This window comes from Ignavibacteria bacterium (assembly GCA_013177855.1).
Taxonomy (GTDB): domain Bacteria; phylum Bacteroidota; class Ignavibacteria; order Ch128b; family Ch128b; genus Ch128b.
In genome coordinates this window covers 2099915-2124418 of the sequence record JABLYA010000001.1, presented here as the reverse complement: position 1 = coordinate 2124418, position 24504 = coordinate 2099915, and the positions used below count along the sequence as shown (strand labels likewise).

General features: G+C 31.8%; 17 protein-coding genes. 4 read left to right on the top strand and 13 right to left on the bottom strand.

The features are described from left to right. Positions 1-49: 49 nt before the first annotated feature. The 9 genes from HPY57_08855 to HPY57_08815 all read right to left on the bottom strand — a co-directional run bounded on the left by HPY57_08855 (position 50) and on the right by HPY57_08815 (position 12059). A complete protein-coding gene (locus HPY57_08855) occupies positions 50-1480 on the bottom strand; it encodes a hypothetical protein (protein NPV11884.1) in 1431 nt (476 codons plus the stop codon). A gap of 137 nt (positions 1481-1617) precedes the next feature. Continuing rightward, a complete protein-coding gene (locus HPY57_08850) occupies positions 1618-3060 on the bottom strand; it encodes a hypothetical protein (GenBank protein NPV11883.1) in 1443 nt (480 codons plus the stop codon). A gap of 11 nt (positions 3061-3071) precedes the next feature. Further along, on the bottom strand, positions 3072-4634 hold the full coding sequence (locus HPY57_08845) for a hypothetical protein (GenBank protein ID NPV11882.1): 1563 nt from the start codon (positions 4632-4634) through the stop codon (positions 3072-3074). A 54-nt stretch (positions 4635-4688) separates the two neighbouring features. Then, on the bottom strand, positions 4689-5594 hold the full coding sequence (locus HPY57_08840; GenBank protein NPV11881.1) for a T9SS type A sorting domain-containing protein: 906 nt from the start codon (positions 5592-5594) through the stop codon (positions 4689-4691). Between the two features lie 117 nt (positions 5595-5711). Then, positions 5712-6026 (bottom strand): hypothetical protein, encoded by a 315-nt coding sequence (locus HPY57_08835; GenBank protein NPV11880.1) that lies wholly within the window; start codon positions 6024-6026, stop codon positions 5712-5714. A 111-nt stretch (positions 6027-6137) separates the two neighbouring features. After that, positions 6138-6842 carry a hypothetical protein gene (locus tag HPY57_08830; protein ID NPV11879.1) on the bottom strand — a complete coding sequence of 235 codons (705 nt, stop codon included), beginning with the start codon at positions 6840-6842 and terminating at the stop codon, positions 6138-6140. Positions 6843-6976: 134 nt separating this feature from the next. Continuing rightward, positions 6977-7306: a DUF3467 domain-containing protein gene (locus HPY57_08825; protein NPV11878.1), complete on the bottom strand. Its 330-nt coding sequence runs from the start codon at positions 7304-7306 to the stop codon at positions 6977-6979. Between the two features lie 11 nt (positions 7307-7317). Next, positions 7318-8484, bottom strand: a complete 1167-nt coding sequence (locus tag HPY57_08820) for a tetratricopeptide repeat protein (GenBank protein NPV11877.1) — start codon at positions 8482-8484, stop codon at positions 7318-7320. Positions 8485-8540: 56 nt separating this feature from the next. After that, on the bottom strand, positions 8541-12059 hold the full coding sequence (locus tag HPY57_08815) for an alpha-amylase (GenBank protein ID NPV11876.1): 3519 nt from the start codon (positions 12057-12059) through the stop codon (positions 8541-8543). A gap of 440 nt (positions 12060-12499) precedes the next feature. Here HPY57_08815 and gdhA point away from each other — a divergent pair, with 440 nt between their 5' ends. From gdhA to HPY57_08795, 4 genes are all read left to right on the top strand, one after another. Then, positions 12500-13840, top strand: coding sequence for an NADP-specific glutamate dehydrogenase (gene gdhA, locus HPY57_08810; protein NPV11875.1), 1341 nt, complete (start codon positions 12500-12502; stop codon positions 13838-13840). Between the two features lie 104 nt (positions 13841-13944). Continuing rightward, complete coding sequence (dndC, locus tag HPY57_08805; protein ID NPV11874.1) at positions 13945-15297, top strand: DNA phosphorothioation system sulfurtransferase DndC; 1353 nt, start codon at positions 13945-13947, stop codon at positions 15295-15297. 2 nt (positions 15298-15299) lie between these two features. After that, the gene (gene dndD / locus HPY57_08800; protein ID NPV11873.1) at positions 15300-17330 is read left to right on the top strand and encodes a DNA sulfur modification protein DndD; all 2031 of its coding nucleotides are present in this window, start codon (positions 15300-15302) and stop codon (positions 17328-17330) included. 45 nt (positions 17331-17375) lie between these two features. Further along, positions 17376-18875: a DUF853 family protein gene (locus HPY57_08795; protein ID NPV11872.1), complete on the top strand. Its 1500-nt coding sequence runs from the start codon at positions 17376-17378 to the stop codon at positions 18873-18875. Between the two features lie 34 nt (positions 18876-18909). On the opposite strand, the gene HPY57_08790 is transcribed toward HPY57_08795, so the two are convergent. The 4 genes from HPY57_08790 to HPY57_08775 all read right to left on the bottom strand — a co-directional run bounded on the left by HPY57_08790 (position 18910) and on the right by HPY57_08775 (position 24487). Further along, entirely contained in the window at positions 18910-20421 is a 1512-nt protein-coding gene (locus HPY57_08790; GenBank protein ID NPV11871.1) for a leucyl aminopeptidase, read from the bottom strand. Beyond that, a complete protein-coding gene (locus HPY57_08785; protein ID NPV11870.1) occupies positions 20418-21425 on the bottom strand; it encodes a bifunctional oligoribonuclease/PAP phosphatase NrnA in 1008 nt (335 codons plus the stop codon). Before HPY57_08785 ends, HPY57_08790 begins: the two co-directional genes overlap by 4 nt. A 187-nt stretch (positions 21426-21612) precedes the next feature. Then, a complete protein-coding gene (locus tag HPY57_08780) occupies positions 21613-22641 on the bottom strand; it encodes a 2-oxoacid:ferredoxin oxidoreductase subunit beta (GenBank protein NPV11869.1) in 1029 nt (342 codons plus the stop codon). 1 nt (position 22642) lies between these two features. Further along, on the bottom strand, positions 22643-24487 hold the full coding sequence (locus HPY57_08775; protein ID NPV11868.1) for a 2-oxoacid:acceptor oxidoreductase subunit alpha: 1845 nt from the start codon (positions 24485-24487) through the stop codon (positions 22643-22645). Positions 24488-24504 lie beyond the last annotated feature (17 nt).

Below are 24504 nucleotides of genomic sequence, written 5' to 3'. Positions count from 1 at the left end.
ACAACCAAAAATTAAAAAAGTGAATAAGATTACAATTAAAAATCTGATTTTAGAAATCATCGCTTGTTAATTGAATTTTTATTCTTCCCGAAATTCTTAGAGACATTTTGGATTTTGCACTTACTTCTGCAATTCTGCCCTCCGTTGTAGACAGAGAAAAACGTTGCAATAATTTATATCCTCGACTAAGTTTTTCAATTTCATCTTTCGATAAATTTATAACTACTGTTTGATAGGCTGGTGAAATTACTTCCCCTTGAGGATTTGTAATTGCACCATTTAAAGTCACCATCGTATCATTATGCGTAACTTCATCTTTGGTTAAATAAAAAAGCGGATTAAAAAGCGAGTCCGTAACAAGACCAACAAGATTTGTTTCAAAAGGAACCTCATTGGTAGAGTAAATCACAATTCTGCCTTCTTCCGCTTTTTTCATTTTTTCTCGCGCATCATTGCTTATATCGATATCAAAAGTATCTGTCCACTCAGCTTGATTCACTGCAAATCTTGACCACGCATCTACCTGGAATGAAAAAGAGATTGAATCATTAGCATAGACTTCCCCGCTTTCATAATTTGGATTCAGAATCATTACACTACTAATATTAATTGAGTCTGGGACCGCTGAAAGAAATGTGTTTATATTAGTATTGGTATTATCAAAGTTCAATACAATCTGACCATTACTGAAAATTGTCGTATCAAGATAATCTCTATTTCCAAATTTGAGAGAGATTGGCGGTTTGCCAGAAGAAAAAATTCCTTTCACTCTAAAATCAGTGAGTCTGACTGGGAAATTTAAAGTTGTCATTCCAACCATCTTCACTCGAATCGAATCAAAAGTTACTTTTGAAATAAACTCCGAAATATCTGAGCTTAATGCATTTTTCAAAGTTTGATCTTTAACTCCCAGAGAAAAAGGTTTAAATCTACCTTTTATTCGATTGAATTTGATATCCTGTACATGAGAATAAACTCTGACACTATCACCAAAAGTACCGCCTTGCAAAAATATTTTACCTTTAAGCCAGAACCCCGGCCTTGTTGTTCCAAAAGGTTGATTTGCTGGTTGTTTGTATTGAAAACCGCTCAAATCCCTTTCAAAATTTTCAGTTGTATTAGCTGATATTAGTCCACCAATTTTTAATGTATCAATAGTTTGCCCGGTAGTCTTTGTGAAACCTGGTAGTGTTAATTCAAAGAAGGCAGGCTTATTTGTATAATTAATAAATCTAAGTTGAAGATATCCCGAAGCTAAATCAGCTTCCTGAACACCTACTGAATCTCTTCTAATAATCATCTGAGTGTCAATTGTATCGCTTATTAAAACATAAAACATTGTATCGACATCCATTTCAAAGAAATCGGCATTAAAAGCATCTATTGTCGTATCTTTTCTTATTTCATCAGTAGAAAATTTAAGTAAATATTTACCTGAATCAACTTTAATTTGAGATTGTCTTTTAACAACCTCTTCCATTTTGTAAATTTTATCGGATAAACTAAACTCAATCTGATTTTGAAAAGTTGGGTTAAATATATCCTTTGCTTTCTCTGAGCAAGCAATAAATATTAAGGAAAGATTAATCGCTAATAATAGAAACCTCTTATTAAATTTTAAAATCTCCATTTCGTATCAAAAAATAGATTAAGTTTTGTTGCAGTGTTCTGACTTAAAATAGACTCAAAATTGGAGGTTGCAAAATTAAAATCAAACGGACCAGCCATAATTCCTAATCCAAATCCCCAGCGAAAACCGAATTTCCCTCCAAGCGAGATACCAGTTCGTAGTGTTGGTATCCAATTTCCAGGCTTCCAATCTATTCCAAGAGAAAATCTCGGTTTTGTTGTATTACCTATTTCATTATTAAAACCTTGATTGTAATCAAAACTTATGAGCATTCGACCTGGAAATTTATTGATAAACGGAGCTTGATCCAATCTGTAGGAAACTCCAAGTCGTAAAGCTGTTGGTAAACTTGTTGTAAATGATGTTCTTAAATCTGATGTAACCTGTTTGAACTTATCTTTAAGTGAATCAATCTGTTCTTTTGTTGAATAACCTTCAAAAGTAAAATCACCACTGCCTTTAATAATTGCTTGATTTTGATCCCAGGTTATACTTCCAATATCAGTTATCGCAAGAGAAACGCGCATTTGATTATTTAAGATTGCTGTTAAACCGAGATCAAATCCGGTTCCGCTTCCAGCTGGATCAGGGAAAGGTGAAAAAGAATAATTATCTACCGAGACGATACTATCCTTTCCATAATTTTTTGCAAATGATGGTGATAGAGCGTGATAAATCTCATAGTCCCATTTCCCGCGAATTACATTATCATTATCAAGCTTGAAATAAGAATTATTTTTTGCAGTGTTCAAGTAATAATAACCTCTAACAAATTTAATTGCTACTCCACCATAAAGACTTTGAATAAATTTATTATCAAATTCCAGAATTTTTCTGCCATAGCTCAAAGATATTTCCCTTGTATAACTAAGCTTTATATCCATATCGCTGAAAGAATAAATTTTCATTGGATAAAGACCTGAAAAAATTAAATCTGTAAAAACCTTGGAAAGACGAAGATTACTTCCCATTCGATCCACAAAAGCGAAACCGAATCCACCTACTTTTTCATTTACATTAATTGCAAAAGATAGATAATTGATTTGTGTATTAAAGACTAAATCGCTTTCGCCCAGAAGTTGATTTAATTCATCTTTATCTGATTGCGTCAGGTATCTTCCGACAGTATTTCCAGTTCCATCATCCACTCCTCCGAAAAAGTAATTGTATTTTTCAACTGAAAGCGGAGTCGTTAGACTAAGTGAAATCGGAGGAAGCGGGAAAAGTGTCTTCATTGAAAATTTTGAAATATCATTTAATGCAAGATTTGCTGGATTTATTCCAATCGCATCTACACCCAGAGCATTTGAAGCATAAGTTAGAGCTAGTCCAGCACTTTTAGCATCAGTATAACCAAAAGAACCTGAAGACTGAGCAAAAATCGTGTGAGAAATAAAAATCAGAATAGATAAAAAGATTATTTTTTTCATTTTAAAACCACCTATTGTTCTTTCACTCTGTAGTTAATTCTTCCAAAAACTTTAACGTTTACATAATCATCCGCTTTGAGAATAACGGATTGATTCTGTGCAGAATTTATTCGAAATCTTTGAACCATATACGCTGCATTCTTAAATTTTTCAAAATCTGTCTTATTCAAAGTAATATTAATTGTTGATTTCGTTGGTGCAGAGACTTCACCATATGTGTTTACAGCTGCACTTTGGAGATTAATCACTGTATCGTTTGCTGCACCTGTTCCAAGCTGTCTTGTAAAGTAAAAGAGCTTGTTCTTGTTCCTGTCCATAAAATATCCAACGAATTGAATATCAAAAGGCAAAGCATTTGAAAACTCAATATTTAGACTTGCTTCATTGCTTTGACTAATTTTATCCTTTGTTTCTTGGTCCCAATCTAATTCGGAAGTATCTGTTACAACTGCATTTTCAACTTTCATTTGCGAATAAGCTTCAAATTCTGCCTTAAATGAAATTTTATCAGCTGTATTAACCGAGCCCTGTTTGTATTCAGGATTCATAATCAACTTTGCTTTTACTTCAATAGAATCAGGTGTGGCTTTAATAAATTGATTAATGTTTGTATTTAAAGTAGAAAGTATTTCGGTTTGAGTTTGTCCTGCTGGAATTAAAATATTTTTGCTGTTGCTTCCATCGAAGAGCAAATAAACAGGTGGAGATCCATCTTTGTATCTTCCAACGATTTGTAAATCTTTCAATAAAACATCAAAACCTCGAAATGTTGTAGAAGTTGTAAGCTTAAGAAAAGCTTGATTAAAAGTTACAGCTTTAATGAAATCTTTAAGTTCACCACTCAAAGCGTTCTCAAGTTGCTGAGCTCTTGAACCAAGATCGAAAGGTTTAACTCTGCCCGAAAAACTTCTGAACTTTAAATTTTCCAGTTGAAAATTAATTTCGACAGTTTGTCCAAATCCAATAACTGATGATGATAATTTACCAATTATCCAAACGCCCGGTCTTGTAGAACCAAATGGTTGATTTGGCGGCTGCTTGTATTTGTAATTGGAAATCGGTGTTGTAACTTCAACGGATTGATTTGCAGCAAGATCAGCTTGAATTTTGAAAGTGTCAATTGTTCCGCCAGTTACTCTAGTAAATCCCGGAAAAGTAAAACTAACTGAGACAGGGAAAGAATTGTTGTTTTTCATCCTATATTTAACTTCACCATCCTGAATTTCTGCGCTATCCATTCTAACGGAGTCTCTTCCTGCAATCATATTAAATTGAATAGATGTCCCAATCACGGGGAAAGAAGTATCTGCCTGCATATCAAATGTATTACTAAAAAGAAAAGAAAGAGAAGTATCGGCTTCGACTGGATCGGTTAAAAATTTTAAAGTCCGAGCTGGGCTAATTTCAATTTGTTCCTGTCTTTTTGCAATATCTTCAATTGTAAATTTCTTTGAACCAATTGGTAAATTGAGCTCAACATCCCAGCTCGGCATTACTGGTTCTTTAATCTGGTCAATACAAGCGATAATGGTAAAGGGAAGAATTACAACGAAAGTTATAAATAATTTCTTCATAAAAATATTTTCCTTTCAATCGTACCTTAATTTACTTTAAGAATACAAAACTAATTACTTAATCAAAACCATTTTTTTCGTTAAGACAGTTTGTTCAGTCTCAAGTCTATAAAAATAAACTCCACCAGGTAGATTTGAAGCATCGAAATGATAACGATATAATCCCTTCTCTCTAATACCATCAACCAAAGTTGCGACTTTCTTGCCCAATAAATTATAAACATTCAGTTTAATATAACTCTTCTGCGGAACTGAATATTCGATGGTGGTAGTTGGATTAAATGGATTTGGATAGTTCTGCTTTAATTCAAATACCGATGGAACTACATTCGAAACAAATTCATCAACACTTAATTCAGATTGAGTACTTCCAGCAACTTCTGAAAAATGTCTTAACTTACAAATTACTTTATCATTTTGATTTATTGTAGAAATATCCAGATTTACAAATCCAACACCCTGTTTGTAATAAGTAAACAACCAATGTGAACCTGGAGTAAAACCAAGTTGCTGAATCATTTGATCAAACGTAGGAGTTCTTGGTATCTCAAGTACAGCTGCTTTATCATTCAGGAAATAGAAATCCTGTCCAACCACTCCATCAACCTCAAAAGTTGCGAAAAACCAGACACGCTTTCCATCAATTATCCATGGAATTTGAGGTGGAAATTCCAATAAAATTCTTATTAATATATTATGATCGATACCCCCGTCCTCAATGTAAAATTTTGAACCTACAATCGCATCATAATAATATTGGTAAGAATTAAATGGAGGACTTAGAGTTGCGGCTGGAATTATGTATTCCTGTCCTTCTACTACTGTTCCACTTGCAACTTCAATAATATTCTGTAAGCCCTGAACAACGTATAATCTTACAGTGATTGTATCTTGAGTCTGGGCTTTCGAGATATAACTTAAAGCAAAAAGTATCAGGAAGGATAAAACTAATTTTTTCATGGCGACCCTCACTATTATTTTTTATTTCTAATTAAAGTTAAATATTTAATTAAAGAATATCAATTAAAGTTTGTGAAGGTCTTTTCGCACATAAGCTCAAGCTTGTGTGAGAGCCGCTTAATCTATTTTAGTCAAAAAATTCATTATGATGTAGGTAACGAATAGTGAAAAAATTATGTACCAAAACCCAGATATAAAACTTTTTAATTCCTGTTTTTTGATAAGTTTTCGTTTTATTTTTTTCGGTTTTACAATGTAATCTCCCTGTTTAATGTCCCAATCACTTCTTGGTCGCAAAAAATTATCCTTTGCTTCGCTTTTTCTAGAAACTGGATTATCCAAACTAAAAAAATATAAATTGTTTTGATTAGAATTTTGCATTTCACTATCTAAATCACTTTCCTCTACATTTCTTATTTCTTTTTGACTCAAGGTTAAGCTCCAATAATTTTCTGGTAATTCTACACTTGTTATAAAAGTATTATTTGATACCTGTATTATATTATTTTTAATTGAGTGAATGGTTTGTGAAATGCCCAATTTTCAACCTCCTATTTTTATAATAACAAAGAAAATCAGCAGCAGACTTGAAATTATTGTTGCGTAAATAATCAGTGGATATACTTTAAGTCGATCACCATTGACAATTGAATCAATATGATATCCAAAAAGAATTATTACAATTGCTCTTGATAAAATTTTAAATTTCATTTTAAGCGAATTGGTGCGATCGAATTCTTCATCGAGTTCAATTAAGTGAGGAATTGAGCATTGAATGTCCTTATTCACCTGCCACAAACCGAGTAATCCAGGTTTTGAATTTATTTTTTCTCTTCTTTCATAAAGCTCAGGAAAATTCTTTTTGATTAATTGAAGATCATCAATGCTTAATGCACGAGGTCCGAAGAAATTCATTTGTCCTAATAGGATGTTGAATAATTGAGGCAGTTCATCTAAACCAGTTTTTCTTAAAAAACTTCCGTATGAACTTACATAATTAATCAAATCTCTTTTTTTCAATATAGATTCAGATTTTACAAAGTGTTTTGGTGGGAAATTTCTGATTGTTCTGATTTTAAAAAGTTTAAATCTGTATTTATTTAATGTTAATCCTCGCTCTTGAACGAAAATTGGGAATTTACCTGTATCAAGAAATGAAAGGAATGAGAGAAGAAGTAAAATTGGTAAAGCTAAAATAATGACCGCTAGGGTCAAAATTCTTTTTATTATCTCGATCAGTATTTTCATTAATTAAAGAATTTTCCCGTTTACTATAAAATTTTATTTTTATCAAGTTAACCACACAACTCTCTCCAACCGAACAAACTTAATTTGGCAAAATTTAACCATATATTGAAAGGGAGGAAATTCCCCCCTTTCGATTAATTAACTTTATCGTCTTTAACAGGAGGAGTAAATCCAAAAGTTCCACCCGACTGTTGCGGTTCTATTTTAATTACACCATACTTCTTTTCATATTTTTCAATGTTCTCTTTCAAAGCCATCAAAAACATTTTTGCATGCTGTGGATTCGTAATAATTCGAGCATAAACTTTTGCTTTGGGAACTCCAGGCATTACTCGTGTGAAATCTATAATAAATTCAGAAGGTGAATGAGTAATGATTGCGAGATTTGAATAAATTCCTTCAGCTTCCTTCTCACCAAGTTCAATGCTCAATTGCTGTGGCGGCTGTTGATTAATTTCACTCATTATCTCACCTTTTATTTTCTAAGTTCATCTGCCTTATTAAATGCTGCTTCTGCTTTCTCTTTCATTCCTAAAACAGCATAAACCTGACCGAGCCTTTCCCAGGTCTTGTAATCATTAGGTGCAAGCTCAACTAATTTTTCAAGATATGTTTTGGCGTTTTCAAAATATTTCTTATAAGTTCTTTCAGTTGAGTTAGTCTCTTCCTCTTTTTCTCTGACCTGAATTCCCCAATTAATGTAACAAGCAGCTATGTTATAAATTGCATTTTCATAATTGGGATCAATTTCCAGAGCTTTTTTGAAATATTTTACAGCTTCTTCATATTCCTTAGCTTCAAGAAGCATAGTGCCGGCATTATAGTTAGCGAATTTATCATTTGGGTTAGCTTCAACTGCCGCTTTTGCTTTTGAAAGAGCAAGATCTTTTTTGCCGAGTGAAATATAAGTATTAAACAAGAATGAATTTAGTGTTCCATCATTTTTATATTTATCCAAGCCTTCTGTTGCATACTTTTCAGTAGTTTGATATAACTCAATTGCTTTAACGGAATCTTCAGGATTTTTTGAAGTTAAATACTTATTCCATTGCTGTTCAGCTTTTGTGTAGTAGAGTTCAGTAATAAACTGATAACTTTCCAATGATTTTACTTTGTCAACCCATCTTTTTGTTGGTTCTAATGAACCTTCAAGATCACCCGCGCTTAAATAAACAAATACAAGATTTCGATATGTATCGTTACTATCTGGCTGCATCATAATTGCAGTTTCAAATGCGTTAATCGCTTTTTGTCGCAAGATTTTTACTGTATCGGGACTTTGGCTTCTATTGGCTGCATTGAAGTAATTTACTCCATCATTAAAGTTTTCAGCCCAGCTTGCTTTAAGCAGTTGATTGATTTCTCTCTCATACTTCTTTCCAATTTTTAATGCCTGATTAAATGCCTCAAGCATCCCTTTATAATCTCTCTTTTCATGTTTTACGAAACCAGTAAGATACCAGCCTTCTTCACTTTGAGGATTTTTTGTGACTTCTTTCTTCAAAACTTCCTCAGCTTTATCGTAGTTTTTCTGTTGAATATAAAGACGGGCGCTTGTGATTTCGGTTGAGGCACATTGATAGGCACTGAATGTCAACCACATAAAAAGTGTTGCGAAAACTAAAATGAAATATCTATTCATTGATTTCTCCATTGTTTTGTTAATTTTTTCAAAATTAGATAAATATTAAAGTTTTATCAATTAGTCGTGTCTGTTAAAAAGGTAAGTTTTTCAACCAAAGCATTGAACTTGTAATTGCACTTATTTGAAAGTTCTGCAAGTTTTTTCCCAACCGCACTCATTTCCTTAATTTCTTTGATAAATTCTGTAATCCTTAAGCTTGATTTTTTTGATATCCTGGATTTTTGATGATACCTTATTTTTGCCAGAAGATAAATTAAATTTAGATGGTAGATTAACTCTTCAAAACTTTCCTTCCTGAAATAAACTTCGTTCTGATATTTATTCAATCCAAGAAATTCTTTAACTCTTTCTTCATTAAGTAGAGATTTTAATTCATTGAAAATTAATTTTTGGAAGCCTGAATTTTTTGAATCTATGATTTCAAAATTTTCGCTTCTAAGAATTATGATTGAAAGCAAGTCAATTTTGTTTTGAATTTCCGATTTTTCTGAAATCATCTTTTTGAGTGCATCAATAAGAATTTGTAAAAAGGCTTTATCGAGATTCGAGCTTTTTTGAATCAAATTAATTATTAAAGCCACAAAATATAGATACAGCCAATCTTTAATTCTATCATAAGCCAAACCAGTTTCAAGTAAATTTACTAACCATTTGGGCTTAGCTTTTCTTTTTTCCAGCTTATTAAGATTTCTTAATAATTCTATAATCGTTCTGAGTTCTATAATAAAATTAATTTCAAAACTGGTGTGATCAAGCTTAAGACTTGATGAAGCACGATTTATATTTCTTAAATCTCCCAAAAATGATTGAATTGTCTCTTCGTTTTCAAATTCTTTTAGGACGATTTCAAATTTTTTTCTATTGAATAGATCTGTAAGTTCAAGTGCGATTTTATTTGATCTTAAAGACATCAACTCTTTTTGAATTGAAGGAACGCCATTATAGTTTAATGCATAGTAAAGTTCATTAAGTTCGCCTGTTGAGTCGTAAACTTCAACGAAATCCATAAAAACAAAATATTCATAACCTTTTATTTTAAGTTGGAATTTGTTTTCAAAGAAATCACTGCCTCTTCTTAAAAATTCAAGATTTGTTCTTGCTTCTCTAAAAATATAAAAATGTTTATGCGAATTTATTAGACCGAGAGCTTCACCGAGATTTTTTCTTGCAAGTTTTTTTTGCGACACATCTTCACTTGAACCATAATTTTTTGAACAACTTATGTCAATGTATCCCTCATAAGTATTAAAACAATTATTATAAAAAACCAGCGCTCTCTCATTCCCCGATCGATTTGAATAGGCAAAAACATCTTCTATTACTCTGCCATCGAAACTTTTAAAATCATAAAATTCAAAATTTTCGACCTGACTGAACAAATATCTTTTCTTCATTAAGGGGAAGATTTCTCGTTTATGTCTTTCAATTAAATATTCGTTCGGTTTTTCATCGTAATAAGCTTTTGAATACTCATGACCATATTTTTCTCTTAATCCTTCAATCTGACCATGAGTAAACATTGGAAGTCCGGGCATTGTTACCATCATCACAGCACAACCAAAATATTTATCTCCATCACCAAATTGATTTATAGCTGTTTCTTCATCGGGATTGCTTAGAAAATTAACATATCGTTTTAATATCTCAGGATTAAATTCAAGAGTATTTGTTACGAGTTTTCTATACTTATAATTTTCTTCATTCTTAAGCATATTCATAAAGGCGCTGTTGTAAACACGATGCATTCCAAGAGTTCTGACAAAATAACCTTCCATTAACCAGAAAGCCTCGGCTAAAAGTAATGTATCGGGTTTGTCAATATTAATTCTATCGACCACTTCACGCCAGAATTCTTTGGGATAATGTTTTAAGAATTCATCTGTTGTCATCGAAAAGTCGGAACGAGAAGGAATTGATCCGCCTGTTCCAGGTACAGGAAACCATAATCTTTGATAATGTTTTTGTGTCAAAGTCATTGCTGCATCAAGACGAATGATAGAAAATTTTTTACTTACATCAAGAATTAATTGGTAAAGTGCTTCACGAACTTCAGGTAAAAGCAAATTTAATTGAGCAGTATCGTTCCAGGGCATACTTGTCCCATCATTGCCGTGATAAATGTATCTTACCCTTCCTGTTTTATTTTCGATCAACTGAAAAACAACAGCTGCATCCTGCCTTGTCCAGTATTTATCCTCGATTCGAATTTGATAATCTGGATGATCACTCAAATCTGGACCAGTAAAAGAATAAGAAGGAAATGGGCTTTTATCAGTTTGAATGAAATAATCTGTATGCTCAATTATCCATTTTGAATAAATTCCCATATGATTTGGAACGATATCACAGGCAAGTCGAATTCCTCTGCTTAAACATTTTTGATTCAAAATCTGATAAGCTTCTTCACCGCCAAGATCTTGAGCTATGACATAATCATAAATTGAATAAGCCGATGCCAAAGCTTCTGGATTTCCTGCAAGGACTTTAATTTTTCTCGAAGCGGAACTTCTTTCCCAGATTCCTATCAACCATAATGCATTGAAATTATATGAAGCAATCAAATCAAGTTCTTCATCAGGAATTTGGTCTAATCTTTTAATTTCTCGATTATATTTTTTTGACAATTGATACAGCCATACATAAGTGCTTTTAGCGAGTAAAACGACTTTAGGCATCCAATCAATATCGGGTGTAAATTTTTCTATTTCTGGTGGATTTAATGGAATTAACAATCCTGAAAACTTATCTCCAAAACCCAATAATTCTTCAATTGAGAATGTTGGAACTTTTGTTTCTCCTGGACCGCCAAATCCAAATTGAAAAATTTTAGAATCCTCTTTTATAAAATCGATGCTTTTCAGAATTAGAATAAGAAATTCTTCTGGTAGAATTGGTGCCCAATGTTCTTTTATAAATTGCAGCTGTGCTTCAAGATCGTAAGGATTGAACTTGATTGGTTCTTTTAGAAAATCAAGCAAAGGTTTATTGACTTTTTCGAGAGGTTTTTGTTTTCTGAAAAATTCTTCAAGTATTTGGTTTGACTTTTCATAAATAGTTTTTTCTTTTATCTCAGAGTGATCAAAGAGAAATTTTATATCGTCAACAGCAGGATTTAAGTTTGAAAGATAAATTAATATCTGATTTTTTGTATGCGTTTTTTTGAAATCATTATTCTGACTTAGTGCTTCTATGAATTGAGAAATTGAGATTTCTTTCAGCAAAATCTTCTTATCAGGAAAGATTGAATTAAAATAACCTATAAAGTTTTCAAAATCTTCGGTCTTAAAATTTTTCTGTACTTCTTCAAGTGCTGCACTAATCGAGTTGGGATTTTCCTGTGAATCATATTTTTCAATTACATAATCAAAAATTGAATTGAGTAAAGCGAGCGAGTATAATCTCGCTGGCATGATATTTTTTCCATAAACTTCCTTGACTTTAAGTGAAAGGAGTCTTGATGTGAAGTTATCGGGAATTGAAATACTTCCATCATCTAAAACCTTTACATTTTCGTCCAGAAGTAAGTCTTTTAAATCTTTTCGGATATAAATTTTGGGAATAAGTTTTACCATAACCAAACCAGAATTTTTGAGTTCATTAAAATTGATTTAATACGAAACAAAAATAATCAATTGAATTTGCCATTACCAGAAAATTAAAAGAGTTTTTTAATCGATGTAATTTGAAAAATCGTCTTTAATTTTAAAAAATTTGAAGCGGAACCACTTTTACTTGTTTCTCTCTAAGTAAAGTTTGTTGACTTGTAATTAATGAACGAATGCGATTTAAGGCTAATTTTTAAAAGAAATATCTTAAGCTGGAGAAACCAATCGTTGCTAAACAGCTAATAAACTCAATTGAGCAAGACTTAACCTTTTGCTAATTTTGTAAAGGATGATTGAAATTAATTTTTTCAAAAAAATAACAAATCTTAACTCATCTCTTAGTTCACCACAACTAAAATTTTCCCAGATTAAATCAAACCAACTAAAACAAATCAACGAGGAATCTTATGACTGAATACGCACAAAGAGTTTTAGCTGAAGTTAAAGCCAAAAATCCAAACGAACCGGAATTTCATCAAGCGGTTCAGGAAGTTTTAGAGACATTGACACCTGTACTTGAAAGGCATCCAGAATATGAAGCCAATCGAATTCTTGAAAGAATGGTAGAACCAGAACGGGTCATAATTTTTAGAGTTCCTTGGCAGGATGATAGAGGTCAGTTTCACATCAATCGCGGCTTTAGAGTGGAAATGAACTCAGCAATTGGACCATACAAAGGCGGATTACGCTTCCATCCATCAGTAAATCTTGGCATTCTAAAATTTTTAGCATTTGAGCAAGTATTCAAAAACAGCTTAACAACATTACCAATGGGCGGAGGAAAAGGCGGAAGTGATTTTGATCCTAAAGGAAAAAGCGATCACGAAATAATGAGATTCTGTCAGAGCTTTATGACAGAACTTTTCCGTCATATTGGTCCCGATACAGATGTTCCAGCTGGAGATATTGGAGTTGGTGCCCGCGAAATTGGTTATCTATTTGGTCAATACAAAAGAATTAAAAATGAATTTACAGGAGTTTTGACAGGTAAAGGAATCAATTGGGGCGGTTCTTTGATTAGACCCGAGGCTACTGGGTATGGTGTTGTCTACTTCACTCAAGAAATGTTAAAGACAAGAGGTGAAACATTAGAAGGTAAGAGAGTTGCGGTCTCTGGCTTCGGAAATGTTGCCTGGGGTGCAGTTAAGAAAGCAACAGAACTTGGAGCGAAAGTAGTAACTCTTTCTGGTCCAGATGGATTTATTTATGATGAAGACGGCGTTAAAGGTGAGAAAATTGATTTTATGTTAAAGATGCGAGCAAGCGGCCGTGATGTCGTTAAAGATTATGCAGATGAATTTAAAGTTCCATTTTATCCAAATAAAAAACCGTGGGGTGTAAAAGTTGATATTGCTCTGCCCTGCGCTACCCAAAACGAAATCCACGAAGAAGATGCAAAAGAATTAGTAAAGAATGGCTGCATCTGCGTTTGTGAAGGTGCAAATATGCCGACAACAATTGAAGGTTATCATGTATTTAAAAATGCAGGAATTCTTTATGCACCAGGTAAAGCATCAAACGCTGGCGGAGTTGCAGTTTCGGGACTTGAAATGACTCAAAACAGTATGAGACTGCCCTGGCCACAAGAAGAAGTTGATGCAAGACTGCAACAAATTATGAAAAAGATTCACGATACCTGTCTGGCAACTGCAGAAAGATTTGGTGTTCCGGGTGATTATGTTGCTGGTGCAAACATAGCTGGATTTTTGAAAGTCGCAGATGCAATGATTGATCAAGGATTGGTATAAATTTAAAAATACTTTTAATTAATTATTAGAAATGATATATTTTAGTCACAGAATTAATTAATTCTGTGACTTTATTCTTTTATAATTAAATAATTAGAGAAACTATGCTAGATAAAAAATTAATAAATGAAACCACAGAGTTTTTTGAAGTTTTGAATAAAAAGATTACAAAAATAATTCGAGAAATAAAAGAACAGTATTTAGAAGATAACTTTCCTTGGATAATTGGTTTTTCAGGGGGCAAGGATAGTACTGTTGTTTTGCAATTAATATTTAATGCAATAAAAGAATTAGAAATTACCAAAAGGAATAAAGAAATTCATGTTTTAGCAAATGATACTTTGGTAGAGAATCCTAATATCTCTAATTTTATTGATGAACAATTAAAATTTATTGAAATTGCAGGTAAAAACTCATTATATGCACATAATCCACAATTATTTAACGTAGCTAAAGTCACACCAAAATTAATTGATACTTTTTGGTTAAATCTTATAGGGAAGGGTTATCCATCACCAACTCGATGGTTTAGATGGTGTACAGAAAAAATGAAAATTAATCCTACCAATGAATATATAAAGCAAGAAATTAATAAAAATGGTAAAGTAATCATAGTTCTGGGAACTCGGAAATCTGAATCAGCGAATAGAAATAAAACTATGAAAAAATATGAAATATTTGGAATGCGCCTTAGAAAGCATTCACTTGGTAATGCATTTGTTTTTAGTCCAATCGCTGATTTATCTACTCAAGAAGTTTGGGCTTATTTAATAAATAATAAAAACCCATGGGGGGTTGATAATGAAAAGTTATTAAATTTATATCGAAATGCATCTGACATAATGGATTGTCCATTAGTTATAGATGATACAACACCTAGTTGTGGTAATTCAAGATTTGGATGCTGGGTTTGTACAGTTATTGAAGAAGATAAATCCATGTACAATTTGATTAAAAACGGTGAAGATTGGATGCTTCCATTGTATGAATTCAGAACATGGTTAAAAACTATAAGAAATGAACCTAACAGACGAGATAAAACGAGAAGAAATGGTCAAGATGGCCTTGGGCCATTTAATTTTGAAACAAGAAAAGAAATCCTTGAGAAATTATTAAAAATAGAGTTAGAAACAGGGTTAAATTTAATTTCACGTACTGAGATTTCGGCAATCGAAGCTCAATGGAGATTTGATGGGAATTATAAATATTCAGTTGCTAATATTTATTATAAAATTAAAGGAGAAAAATTAATGGGGGAAAATAAATTTAAAGAAGAAAAACTTCATGAGGAGGAAAAAATTTTAGAAAGAATATGTGAAAAACATAGTGTTAAGATTGAACACATAAAGGAATTAATGGAGTTAGAAAAAAAACATTTGACATTTTTAAGAAGATCATCAATTCATAAAGATATGCAAAGTAAAATAAGCAAGTTCATCAATAATTCTAATACTTAGAAATGTTTATTAATAAAATTTCAATTACAAACTTTAAATGTTTTGAAGGCACAATTGTAATTAACGATTTAGCAAAAGATTTGAGTGATAAGAAAAATATCATTTTGATTGGCGGATTAAACGGAGCTGGTAAAACAACTATTTTTGAAGCAATATTATTATGTCTTTATGGTCAGAAAAATAAAAACTTATGGCCATCTAAAGGGGCGAAAAGAGAGGATTATCAAAATTATATTTCATCTGTATTAAATAGGGAAGCAAAGAAAAATAGTCTTCGCCCCCGAATGTCTATTGAAATAGAACTAAAAGACATTGAAATAAGTGGGGTTAAACAATCTATTGCTGTAAATAGAACTTGGATATTCAACAACAACTCCCAATTTGATGAAAATTTAGAAATATCTTTATTAATAAATAATGTAAAAGAACCGTTTGAATTTTATACAAAGGAAAATTGGGATGATTTTATCGAGGAATTAATACCTTACGATATATCACAGTTTTTCTTTTTTGATGGAGAAAAAATTCAAGATTTTGTTAAAGATGAAGATAGGGAATTTGCAGAATCATTAGAAAAAGTTTTAGGAATATCACTTTTTCGTAAACTTCAGGAAGACTTAGATATAACAAGAAGAAAAATAGCAAAAGAATATGAGGAAAATTCAGAATTAAAAGAAAAGATTTTAGAAATAGAGAGTGAAATAGAAAAACTTGAAAGAATTATAACTCTTAATCAAGAAAAAATTGATGAAATAGATCAACAAATAAATCAAATAGATTTAGACATTGAAAGGATTGATAGTGAAACAAAAAGAATATCTAACATTAATTATTCTTCGATTGAAGAATATGAAAAAACAAAAGAAGAATATTTACAAAAGAAAGCTAGTCTAGAAGAAAAAATTTTTCGTGACCTTAAGGAAAAGTTACCATTTGTATTAAATATCGATTTATGTTTAGAAATTCTTGAACAGTTGAAAAAAGAGGATAAATTTAAAGACAATATTATTATTAATGAAAAGAATAAGAATAAAATTGAAATTATTGCTGATAAATTTATCAAGGAAATTGAAAGATTTAATCAAATACAGGAAGATTTAAAGATTAAGTATAAGAATATTTTAATAAATATATTAAAAAATGAATTATTAGAAACGCAACAAGAAAATATTTTAATTTTACATGATTTGTCAAAATCTGAATCAATGGTTATTGAACAACAAATCAATGAAATATACAATGATGATTTTGTAGAAAATTTCCAGAAAAACATAAATGACTTTTACTTTTTAGAAAATCAGCTAAAAAAAATTAAATCTAATAGAATAAATACAAATGACGATGAGATAAAAAAACTATTAGAAGAAAAAGGGGCTCTAAAAAAAGAGAAAGATATCTTAATTGAGCAAAAAAATAGCTTAAGCACTGAAAATCTAAAACTTAAAAAAGAAGTTGAAACTAAAAGAAGAAAATTATCTGAATATGAAAATAAAGTTGAAAATACATCTAAAATGAAAGATCAGATTGAGTACTGTAAAAGACTAAAACATACAATTGAAGATTATATAATTGAACTTAGAATAACCAAAATAAGTCAATTACAAAATTATACTCTTGAAATGTGGAATAAACTTGCTATTAAAAAAGATCAAATAAAAAAAATCATTATTAATCCAAATACAGATTTTACAATTGAACTTTATGATAAAAACAATAATCTTATAGATAAAACAAAATTATCAGCAGGAGAAAAAGAAATTTTAGCGATATCTTTAATTTATTCATTAACTAGAATTGCAGACAGAGAACTTCCTATTGTTATAGATACTCCTTTAGGCAGACTTGACACATACCACCGAGAAAATATTTCAAGATTCTATTTTCCCAATGCTAGCCATCAAGTAATTCTACTATCTACAAATACTGAAATAGTAAATAAAGAATTGGAAGTAATAAAAGAATGTATTTCAAAAAAGTTTTATATAGAAAGAATAAGCACTAGATCTCAAATTAAGGAAGGATATTTTGAATAGTATATGAGCAAAAGATTAAAATTAAATCCACAAGCAACAGATTTAATGTATAAAGTAAAAATAAAATTAAAGTTAGAAAATGAAGATGATTTATGGACTTTAAGAATAGCTTTTGCTAGATCTCTTCAAACGGGTCAAAAATTTTTAGTGGATAATTCCGATGAAATCAAAGAAGCTAATAAAACCGGTAAGAGAAAAGAAATTGATATAGATACTTTTGTCCAAAAAAATGGATTATTAATAAAGTCATTATTAAATCAGTATTATAATAAATTATTAGATGATGATGAGTATATTTATCTATTAGTTAAACATATTGAGCATGGTTTATATATCATTCATCAGGATTTATCAGAAAATTTAGATGGATTTGATTATTTAGCATACTTAATTAGGAGTTATTCTAAAAAAGCTCAATCAAAAATTAAAAGTTCAGAGAGTCCAACTTATCACGGTTTTAAAGATTTAATTAAACTTAGGGTTGGAGTAGACAAGAAGATTAATCAACCCATTTATATTAATTTTAATAATTTTATAGAACACCCCAATAATTATGTTGGCATAATAGGCAAACCTGGTAGCGGTAAGACATTTTTTGTTAAATATTTACTCACAGAAATTAGAAAAAGTACTAATTTCAAAACTAACTTTATAATTTTTGATTATGCTAAAGGTGATATTTCGAATGATGAAAATTTTGTCAAACAAACAAATTCTCTTGTTTTTGATATTATCGATCAACCATTACCTATTAATGTATTTAAATTAAAAAACAATAATTATAAAGAAATAAAATTTACAGCTGAAAGGATAGTTAATCTTTTTAAAGAAGTAGAAGCAACAATCGGTACAGTACAAGAGCAAAATCTATATAATGCTATTGTACAATCCTACGAAAAATTAATGCATCAAGAAAATCCATTTCCTGACTTTTTAACAGTCAAAGAAGAATTAGAAAAAATATCTAGTAAAGTAGATACATTAACTTCAATTCTAAGACCTTTGGTTGAACACAATTTATTTGCTTCAAGAGAAGCAAATCACTGGGACTCATTAATCGACAAAACTTTAATTATTGATATCCATAAATTACCGGCTTTAAAAGAATTAGTAGTTTATTTGGTCTTAGAAGAATTATATAAAGAACTATTAAATTTAGACGATGCCTACGAAGACAAATATACTAGCTCTAGAGAATTAAAGATTATTATAGTTATTGACGAGGCTCATCACTTTTTAAAGAACAAAAATAGAGTTAGAACCCTTGAAAATATAATAAGAGAAATAAGGTCGAAGGGTGCATCTGTTATATTGCTTTCGCAATCTCCTGACGATTTTGATTATACTGACTTTAATTTCTTAGAATTATTAGAATTTGTATTTATATTAAATTGTAACCCTTCATCAATAAAATTCCTTCAACAAAAATTTGGACTTTCATTAGAGCAAGCAAGATATTATTTAAAAATTGTAAACAACCTAAACGTTGGTGAAGCATTAACTAAAATAGGCTCAGAGATAAAAGAAGTAATTTTATGTAAATAAAACCTTTCAAATCTTCTCTACCTTCATTTTTTTGCTAATTCTGTTTCAAATATTCAATTAATAATCTTACGCCATAACCTGTCATAGTTTTAGAGTTGTATGGAATAGTATCATCCTGAAATGCAGGTCCGGCAATATCCAGATGAGCCCATTGATAATTCTGGTCAACAAATTTTTCAAGGAAACAAGCAGCCGTAATTGCACCAGCCCATCTGCCGCCGACATTTTTCACATCTGCATAATTACTTTTAATCAATGAATGATAATCATCCCATAATGGAAGCCGCCACACTTTTTCTGAAGTTAAATTTCCAGCTTCTGTCAATTTGCACGCAAGCTCATCTGAACGAGTGAACAAACCAGCAGCGAATTGTCCCAAAGCAACTACGCAGGCACCAGTTAATGTTGCCAAATCGATTACGACTTTTGGTTTAAATTTCGAAGCATACTCAAGCGCATCGGCAAGGATTAATCTGCCTTCAGCGTCAGTATTATCTATTTCAATAGTTTTACCAGATGCGGTTTTAATTATATCACCAGGTTTCATTGATTTGCCTGACGGCATATTCTCAGCAAGCGGGACTAGTCCAATTAAATTTGTCTTTAAATTCAATTCAGCTGCAGCAAAGATCGATGAAACAACAGCAGCAGCGCCTGACATATCTCCTTTCATCTCCCACATTCCAGAAGCAGGTTTTAAACTAATTCCTCCAGAATCAAAAGTAATTCCTTTACCAACAAGAACAGTTTTATCTTTTGACTGTGAGTTTCCATTATATTCAAGAATTAAAAAGTATGGTGGATTATCGCTGCCTTTGCCTACAGCTTCAAGTCCACCCATTTTCATTTTCTTTATCTGTTCAAAATCAAAAACTTTTAATTTCACATTTCTATTTGTTCTGGTGAACTCTTTAACAATTTCAACAAATTTTTTCGGTGTCAATTCATTTGAAGGTTTATTTTGAAGGTCTCTTGCGAGATAAACATATTTCATCAAGGTTTCAGTGTTTGTGTAAATTTCTTTTAGTCTGTCTTCGCTTATTTCGGGATAATAAATTTTAATGGATATCTCAGATTTGTTTTTCTTTTGCAGATAATCTTGATATTTGTAAGCTCCTAATTTAAAGCCCTCAAGATAAGTCTGAATGTAATAATCATGAGTTTTAAAGTTTTGTGTAATCTCTTCATCACTTAAATCAACTGGAATGACTAAAGTCTCAGTGACTTTCAAAGAAGATAATTTCTTAGCAAGACTTGCAGAAGCCCTTCGAAAAGTATCGGAGTTCAATTTTTTTCTTTCGCAAACCTTTTGAAGAATAACTAACCTTCCATCTTTCAGATTAAACTGAAAAGGATTTTCGTCCGTGCTTTCAATTATTGATTGAAGTTTTTTTGGCAACTTTTCATTTGTGAGCGTTGAAAATTTTGTCAATGTTTCTTCAATTGATTCTTTTTCTGAAAAAGAAAAGAGCGAAAAACTTTCAATTGTTTCGAAGCGGGAGAATAATTTTTTCCCTTTTGTTGATAAAGTTTCAAATTTAATCATTGTAATTCTCCTTCATATTGTTTTAAATCTTCAATTGCTTGTTGAATGACTTTTGGTAAAACCTCATCCAGCTTCATTCCATCAAGACGAATACCTGCTGCATTCAAGTGTCCGCCGCCGCCAAATTTTTCTGCAAGTAAGTTTACAGGGAATTTTTCTTTGCTCCTCAAACTCACTTTCACACCATTTTTCAATTCAAAAAATAAGAGTCCAACTATAACTGACTTTAAACTTAAACAATAATTCACAAAGCCGTCAACATCGAATTCTTCTTCTGTCTTAACATATTTTTCAATTAATTGTCGATCTAAAATCATAAATGCAATTTTCCCATCAGCTTCCAGGTTGATATTTGTAATTGCCTTGCCAAGCAGTTTTAGTTTTTCAATACTCATTTCATTATAAATCTTATTATAAATGTATGAAGGATTAGCTCCTCGAGAGATTAAATCAGCGACAATCAAATGCAACTCAGGTGTAATTCTTTCAAATCGAAACGAGCCAGTATCTGTCATAATTGCGGCGTAAAGTGCATCCGCAGTTTTTTTATCAATCAAATCTGGATTATAAGTTTTGATTATTTTGTAAATAATATTGCCTGTTGCAGGTTCATCAACATCGTAGAAAATTTCATTCACAAAATTTTGTGGATTGCGATGATGATCAATTATGACTTTATAAGCTTTACTTTTCTCTAGAACTTGCATCATAGAACGTGCACGACCAAGAGAGTTAAAATCAACCGCCAGCAAAACATCGGCATTTAAAATATAGTCATCAAGCTTTGCATCATATTTTTGAATTAGATTCTCTTCATCAAGAAAGACGAAATTTTCTGGTGTTGGACTATGATTTATTATCCAGACTTTTTTCCCAAGTTTTTGTAAAAAGTATGCAAGGGCAAGTTCACTTCCGATTGCATCACCATCGGGATTTACATGAGTTGTTATAACAAAACTATTATTTGATTTTAAAATTTCAATTATTCTGTTATAATCTATCATTTTTATTCCTGTTTGAATTTCTAATTGTTTTCTAATTTATAAAATTAAGTTGAAAAGATAAGTATGCGTTCTTGAATTTTTAGAAGTTGTAGGGTTGCCTTCAAATTCAATTAAGCAACTGAACTAAAATAAAAAAGTCACCACAAAGGGTGACTTTCAATCTTGATATCAATTACACCAAAATTGTTTACTTAATTTCCCATGTTGTTGCATTAAAGAACAATTTTCGTAAATCACCTTCGCCTTTTTTCTCTTTAACTTTCTTTATCTGATCATGCAGCATCTCATCATAGGTTGGTTTATAAATTTGACGGAACACACCAACTGGAGTTGGCAAACCTGGTTTTTCATTCATATGAGCAAGCATTGATGCATAAGCTGGATCGGGATTAAATTCATCATGGACAAGCAAATCATCTTTTGACCATTTACCATCTTTCAAAGAGACAACAACGGGCGTCATTCCGTCCATACGAATTCCTTTGTCATTTTCTTTACCAAAAATCAACGGTTCACCATGCTTTAAATAAACGACATTTTCAGGTTTATATTCTTTTTCTGTTAGATGTAAGAATGCACCATCATTGAAAATATTGCAGTTCTGATATATTTCAATAAATGCAAGACCTTTGTGTTGACCAGCTCTTAAAATCATTTCTTGTAAATGTTTTGGATCTCTATCCATTGAACGAGCAACAAATGTAGCTTCAGTTCCAATTGCAAGAGCAACAGGATTAAAAGGATAATCAACTGTTCCGTAAGGCGAGCTCTTTGTTACCTTATTTAATTCAGATGTTGGTGAATATTGACCTTTTGTTAGTCCATAAATTCTATTATTGAAAAGAAGAATTTTGAGATCAATATTTTTTCTGCAAGCATGAATAAAATGATTTCCACCGATAGAGAGTAAATCACCATCACCTGTTGCAACCCAGACAGACAATTTAGGATTAACTAATTTGATTCCTGTTGCAATTGCTGGAGCTCTTCCGTGAATTCCGTGGAACCCATAGAGATCAACATAATAAGGGAAACGGCTTGAACATCCAATTCCAGAAACGAATACATAGTCTTCTTTTTTGATATTCAATAACGGAAGAGTTCTTTGAACTTGAGCTAAAATACTGTAATCACCACAACCCGGGCACCATCTAACATCCTGATCGGATTGAAAATCTTTCGGTGTATATTTTACTTCTGGAGCTATTGTTGTCATATTAATTTACTCCTAACAATTCATAAATTTTCTTTTCAATTTCAGAAGATCTAAACGGAAGACCTTGAATCTTATTCAGCTGATAAACTGGAACTAAATACTTAGCTCTAATGACAAACGCGAGTTGACCAAGATTAAGTTCCGGTATCAATACTTTTTTGAAGTTATGTAAAATCTCACCAAGATTTTTGGGCATTGGATTTAAATAGAACAAATGAGCTTGAGAGACTTTATAACCTTTTTCACGAACACGATTAACCGCGTCACGAATTGCGCCAAATGTTCCACCCCATCCGAGAACTAACAAATCACCTTCAGGATCTCCATAAACATCCTGCAAAGGAATATCATCTGCAATTTTATCAATCTTTTCTTGTCTTAACTTAACCATAAATTCATGGTTCTGTGGATCACTTGTAACTTCACCAGTAATGTGTCTCTTTTCAAGTCCACCAATTCTATGCTCAAGTCCTGGAGTTCCTGGAATTGCCCATGGGCGAACATTTAATTCATTGCGAAGATAAGGCTGAAATTTTTGTTCTTGATATTCTTCTGGTTTAGCAAATTTAACTTCAATTGCCGGCAGTGTGTCGGGATCAGGAATTTTCCATGGTTCTGAGCCCTGAGCAATGTAACCTTCCGACATTACAATTACAGGTGTCATATATTTAATAGCAATTCGAGAAGCTTCGTAAGCTGCATTAAAGCAATCGGCAGGACTCTTAGCAGCAATTATTGGAATAGGTGCTTCTCCATTTCTTCCAAACATTGCTTGAAGTAAATCGCCCTGTTCAGTTTTTGTTGGCATTCCTGTACTCGGACCAGCTCTTTGAATATCACAGATCACAAGTGGTAACTCAGCCATCACGGCAAGTCCCATTGCTTCACTCTTCAATGAAAATCCCGGACCACTTGTTGTTGTAATTCCTAATCCACCAGCAAATGAAGCACCAATTGCTGTACAAATTCCTGCGATCTCATCTTCGGCTTGGAATGTTATAACATCATAATTTCTTAAGGCACTCAACTCATGAAGAATCTCACTGGCTGGTGTAATTGGATAAGAACCTTGAAAGAGTGGAATACCAGCTTTTTTAGATGCAGCGACAAAACCAAGTGCAAGAGCTTCATTACCCATTATATTTCGATAAACTCCTGGCTCAAGCTTAGCAGGTTTTATCGAAAATCTCATTGTGAAAATCTCAGCTGTATCGCCGAAGTAATAACCAGCTTTTAGAGCTTTCTCATTTGCTTCAGCAATCTTTGGATTTTTAGCAAACTTTTCGTGAATCCATTTTATTGTAGGTTCAAGAGGTCTATCAAACATCCAATAAGTTAAGCCAAGTGTAAAAAAGTTTTTACAACGGGTCATTTCTTTCATAGAAAGACCCATACCCTCTAAAGCATTTAATGTCAATGTGGTGATGGGGACTGAAATTACCTGATATTGTGATAATGACCCGTCTTCAAGCGGATTAGATTCGAAATGAGCAAGTTGAAGATTTTTCTGATCAAAAGCATCACTATTAACAATAATTATTGCACCAGGATACAAATCCTTTAGATTGACTTTCAATGCTGCAGGATTCATTGCAACCAAAACATCTGGTTGATCACCTGGTGTGTAAATTTCCTGCGAACCAAAATGCAGCTGAAATCCACTAACACCATAAAGAGTTCCAGCTGGTGCTCTAATCTCTGACGGATAATCTGGTAGCGTACTTAAATCGTTACCGACAAGAGCAGTTGTATCTCCGAAGATATTTCCGGTTAATTGCATTCCATCGCCTGAATCACCGGCAAAGCGAATGGTTACGTGAGTTATTTCTTTTATTTCCTTTTCCATTTTTCCTCTAATCTTTC

Coding starts and splice junctions, on each gene's coding strand:
- HPY57_08855 (NPV11884.1), bottom strand. CDS start 1,480: ATGGAAGAGGTTGTTAAAAGACAATCTCAAATTAAAGTTGATTCAGGT.
- HPY57_08850 (NPV11883.1), bottom strand. CDS start 3,060: ATGAAAAAAATAATCTTTTTATCTATTCTGATTTTTATTTCTCACACG.
- HPY57_08845 (NPV11882.1), bottom strand. CDS start 4,634: ATGAAGAAATTATTTATAACTTTCGTTGTAATTCTTCCCTTTACCATT.
- HPY57_08840 (NPV11881.1), bottom strand. CDS start 5,594: ATGAAAAAATTAGTTTTATCCTTCCTGATACTTTTTGCTTTAAGTTAT.
- HPY57_08830 (NPV11879.1), bottom strand. CDS start 6,842: ATGAAAATACTGATCGAGATAATAAAAAGAATTTTGACCCTAGCGGTC.
- HPY57_08825 (NPV11878.1), bottom strand. CDS start 7,306: ATGAGTGAAATTAATCAACAGCCGCCACAGCAATTGAGCATTGAACTT.
- HPY57_08820 (NPV11877.1), bottom strand. CDS start 8,484: ATGAATAGATATTTCATTTTAGTTTTCGCAACACTTTTTATGTGGTTG.
- HPY57_08815 (NPV11876.1), bottom strand. CDS start 12,059: ATGGTAAAACTTATTCCCAAAATTTATATCCGAAAAGATTTAAAAGAC.
- gdhA (NPV11875.1), top strand. CDS start 12,500: ATGACTGAATACGCACAAAGAGTTTTAGCTGAAGTTAAAGCCAAAAAT.
- dndC (NPV11874.1), top strand. CDS start 13,945: ATGCTAGATAAAAAATTAATAAATGAAACCACAGAGTTTTTTGAAGTT.
- dndD (NPV11873.1), top strand. CDS start 15,300: ATGTTTATTAATAAAATTTCAATTACAAACTTTAAATGTTTTGAAGGC.
- HPY57_08795 (NPV11872.1), top strand. CDS start 17,376: ATGTATAAAGTAAAAATAAAATTAAAGTTAGAAAATGAAGATGATTTA.
- HPY57_08790 (NPV11871.1), bottom strand. CDS start 20,421: ATGATTAAATTTGAAACTTTATCAACAAAAGGGAAAAAATTATTCTCC.
- HPY57_08785 (NPV11870.1), bottom strand. CDS start 21,425: ATGATAGATTATAACAGAATAATTGAAATTTTAAAATCAAATAATAGT.
- HPY57_08780 (NPV11869.1), bottom strand. CDS start 22,641: ATGACAACAATAGCTCCAGAAGTAAAATATACACCGAAAGATTTTCAA.
- HPY57_08775 (NPV11868.1), bottom strand. CDS start 24,487: ATGGAAAAGGAAATAAAAGAAATAACTCACGTAACCATTCGCTTTGCC.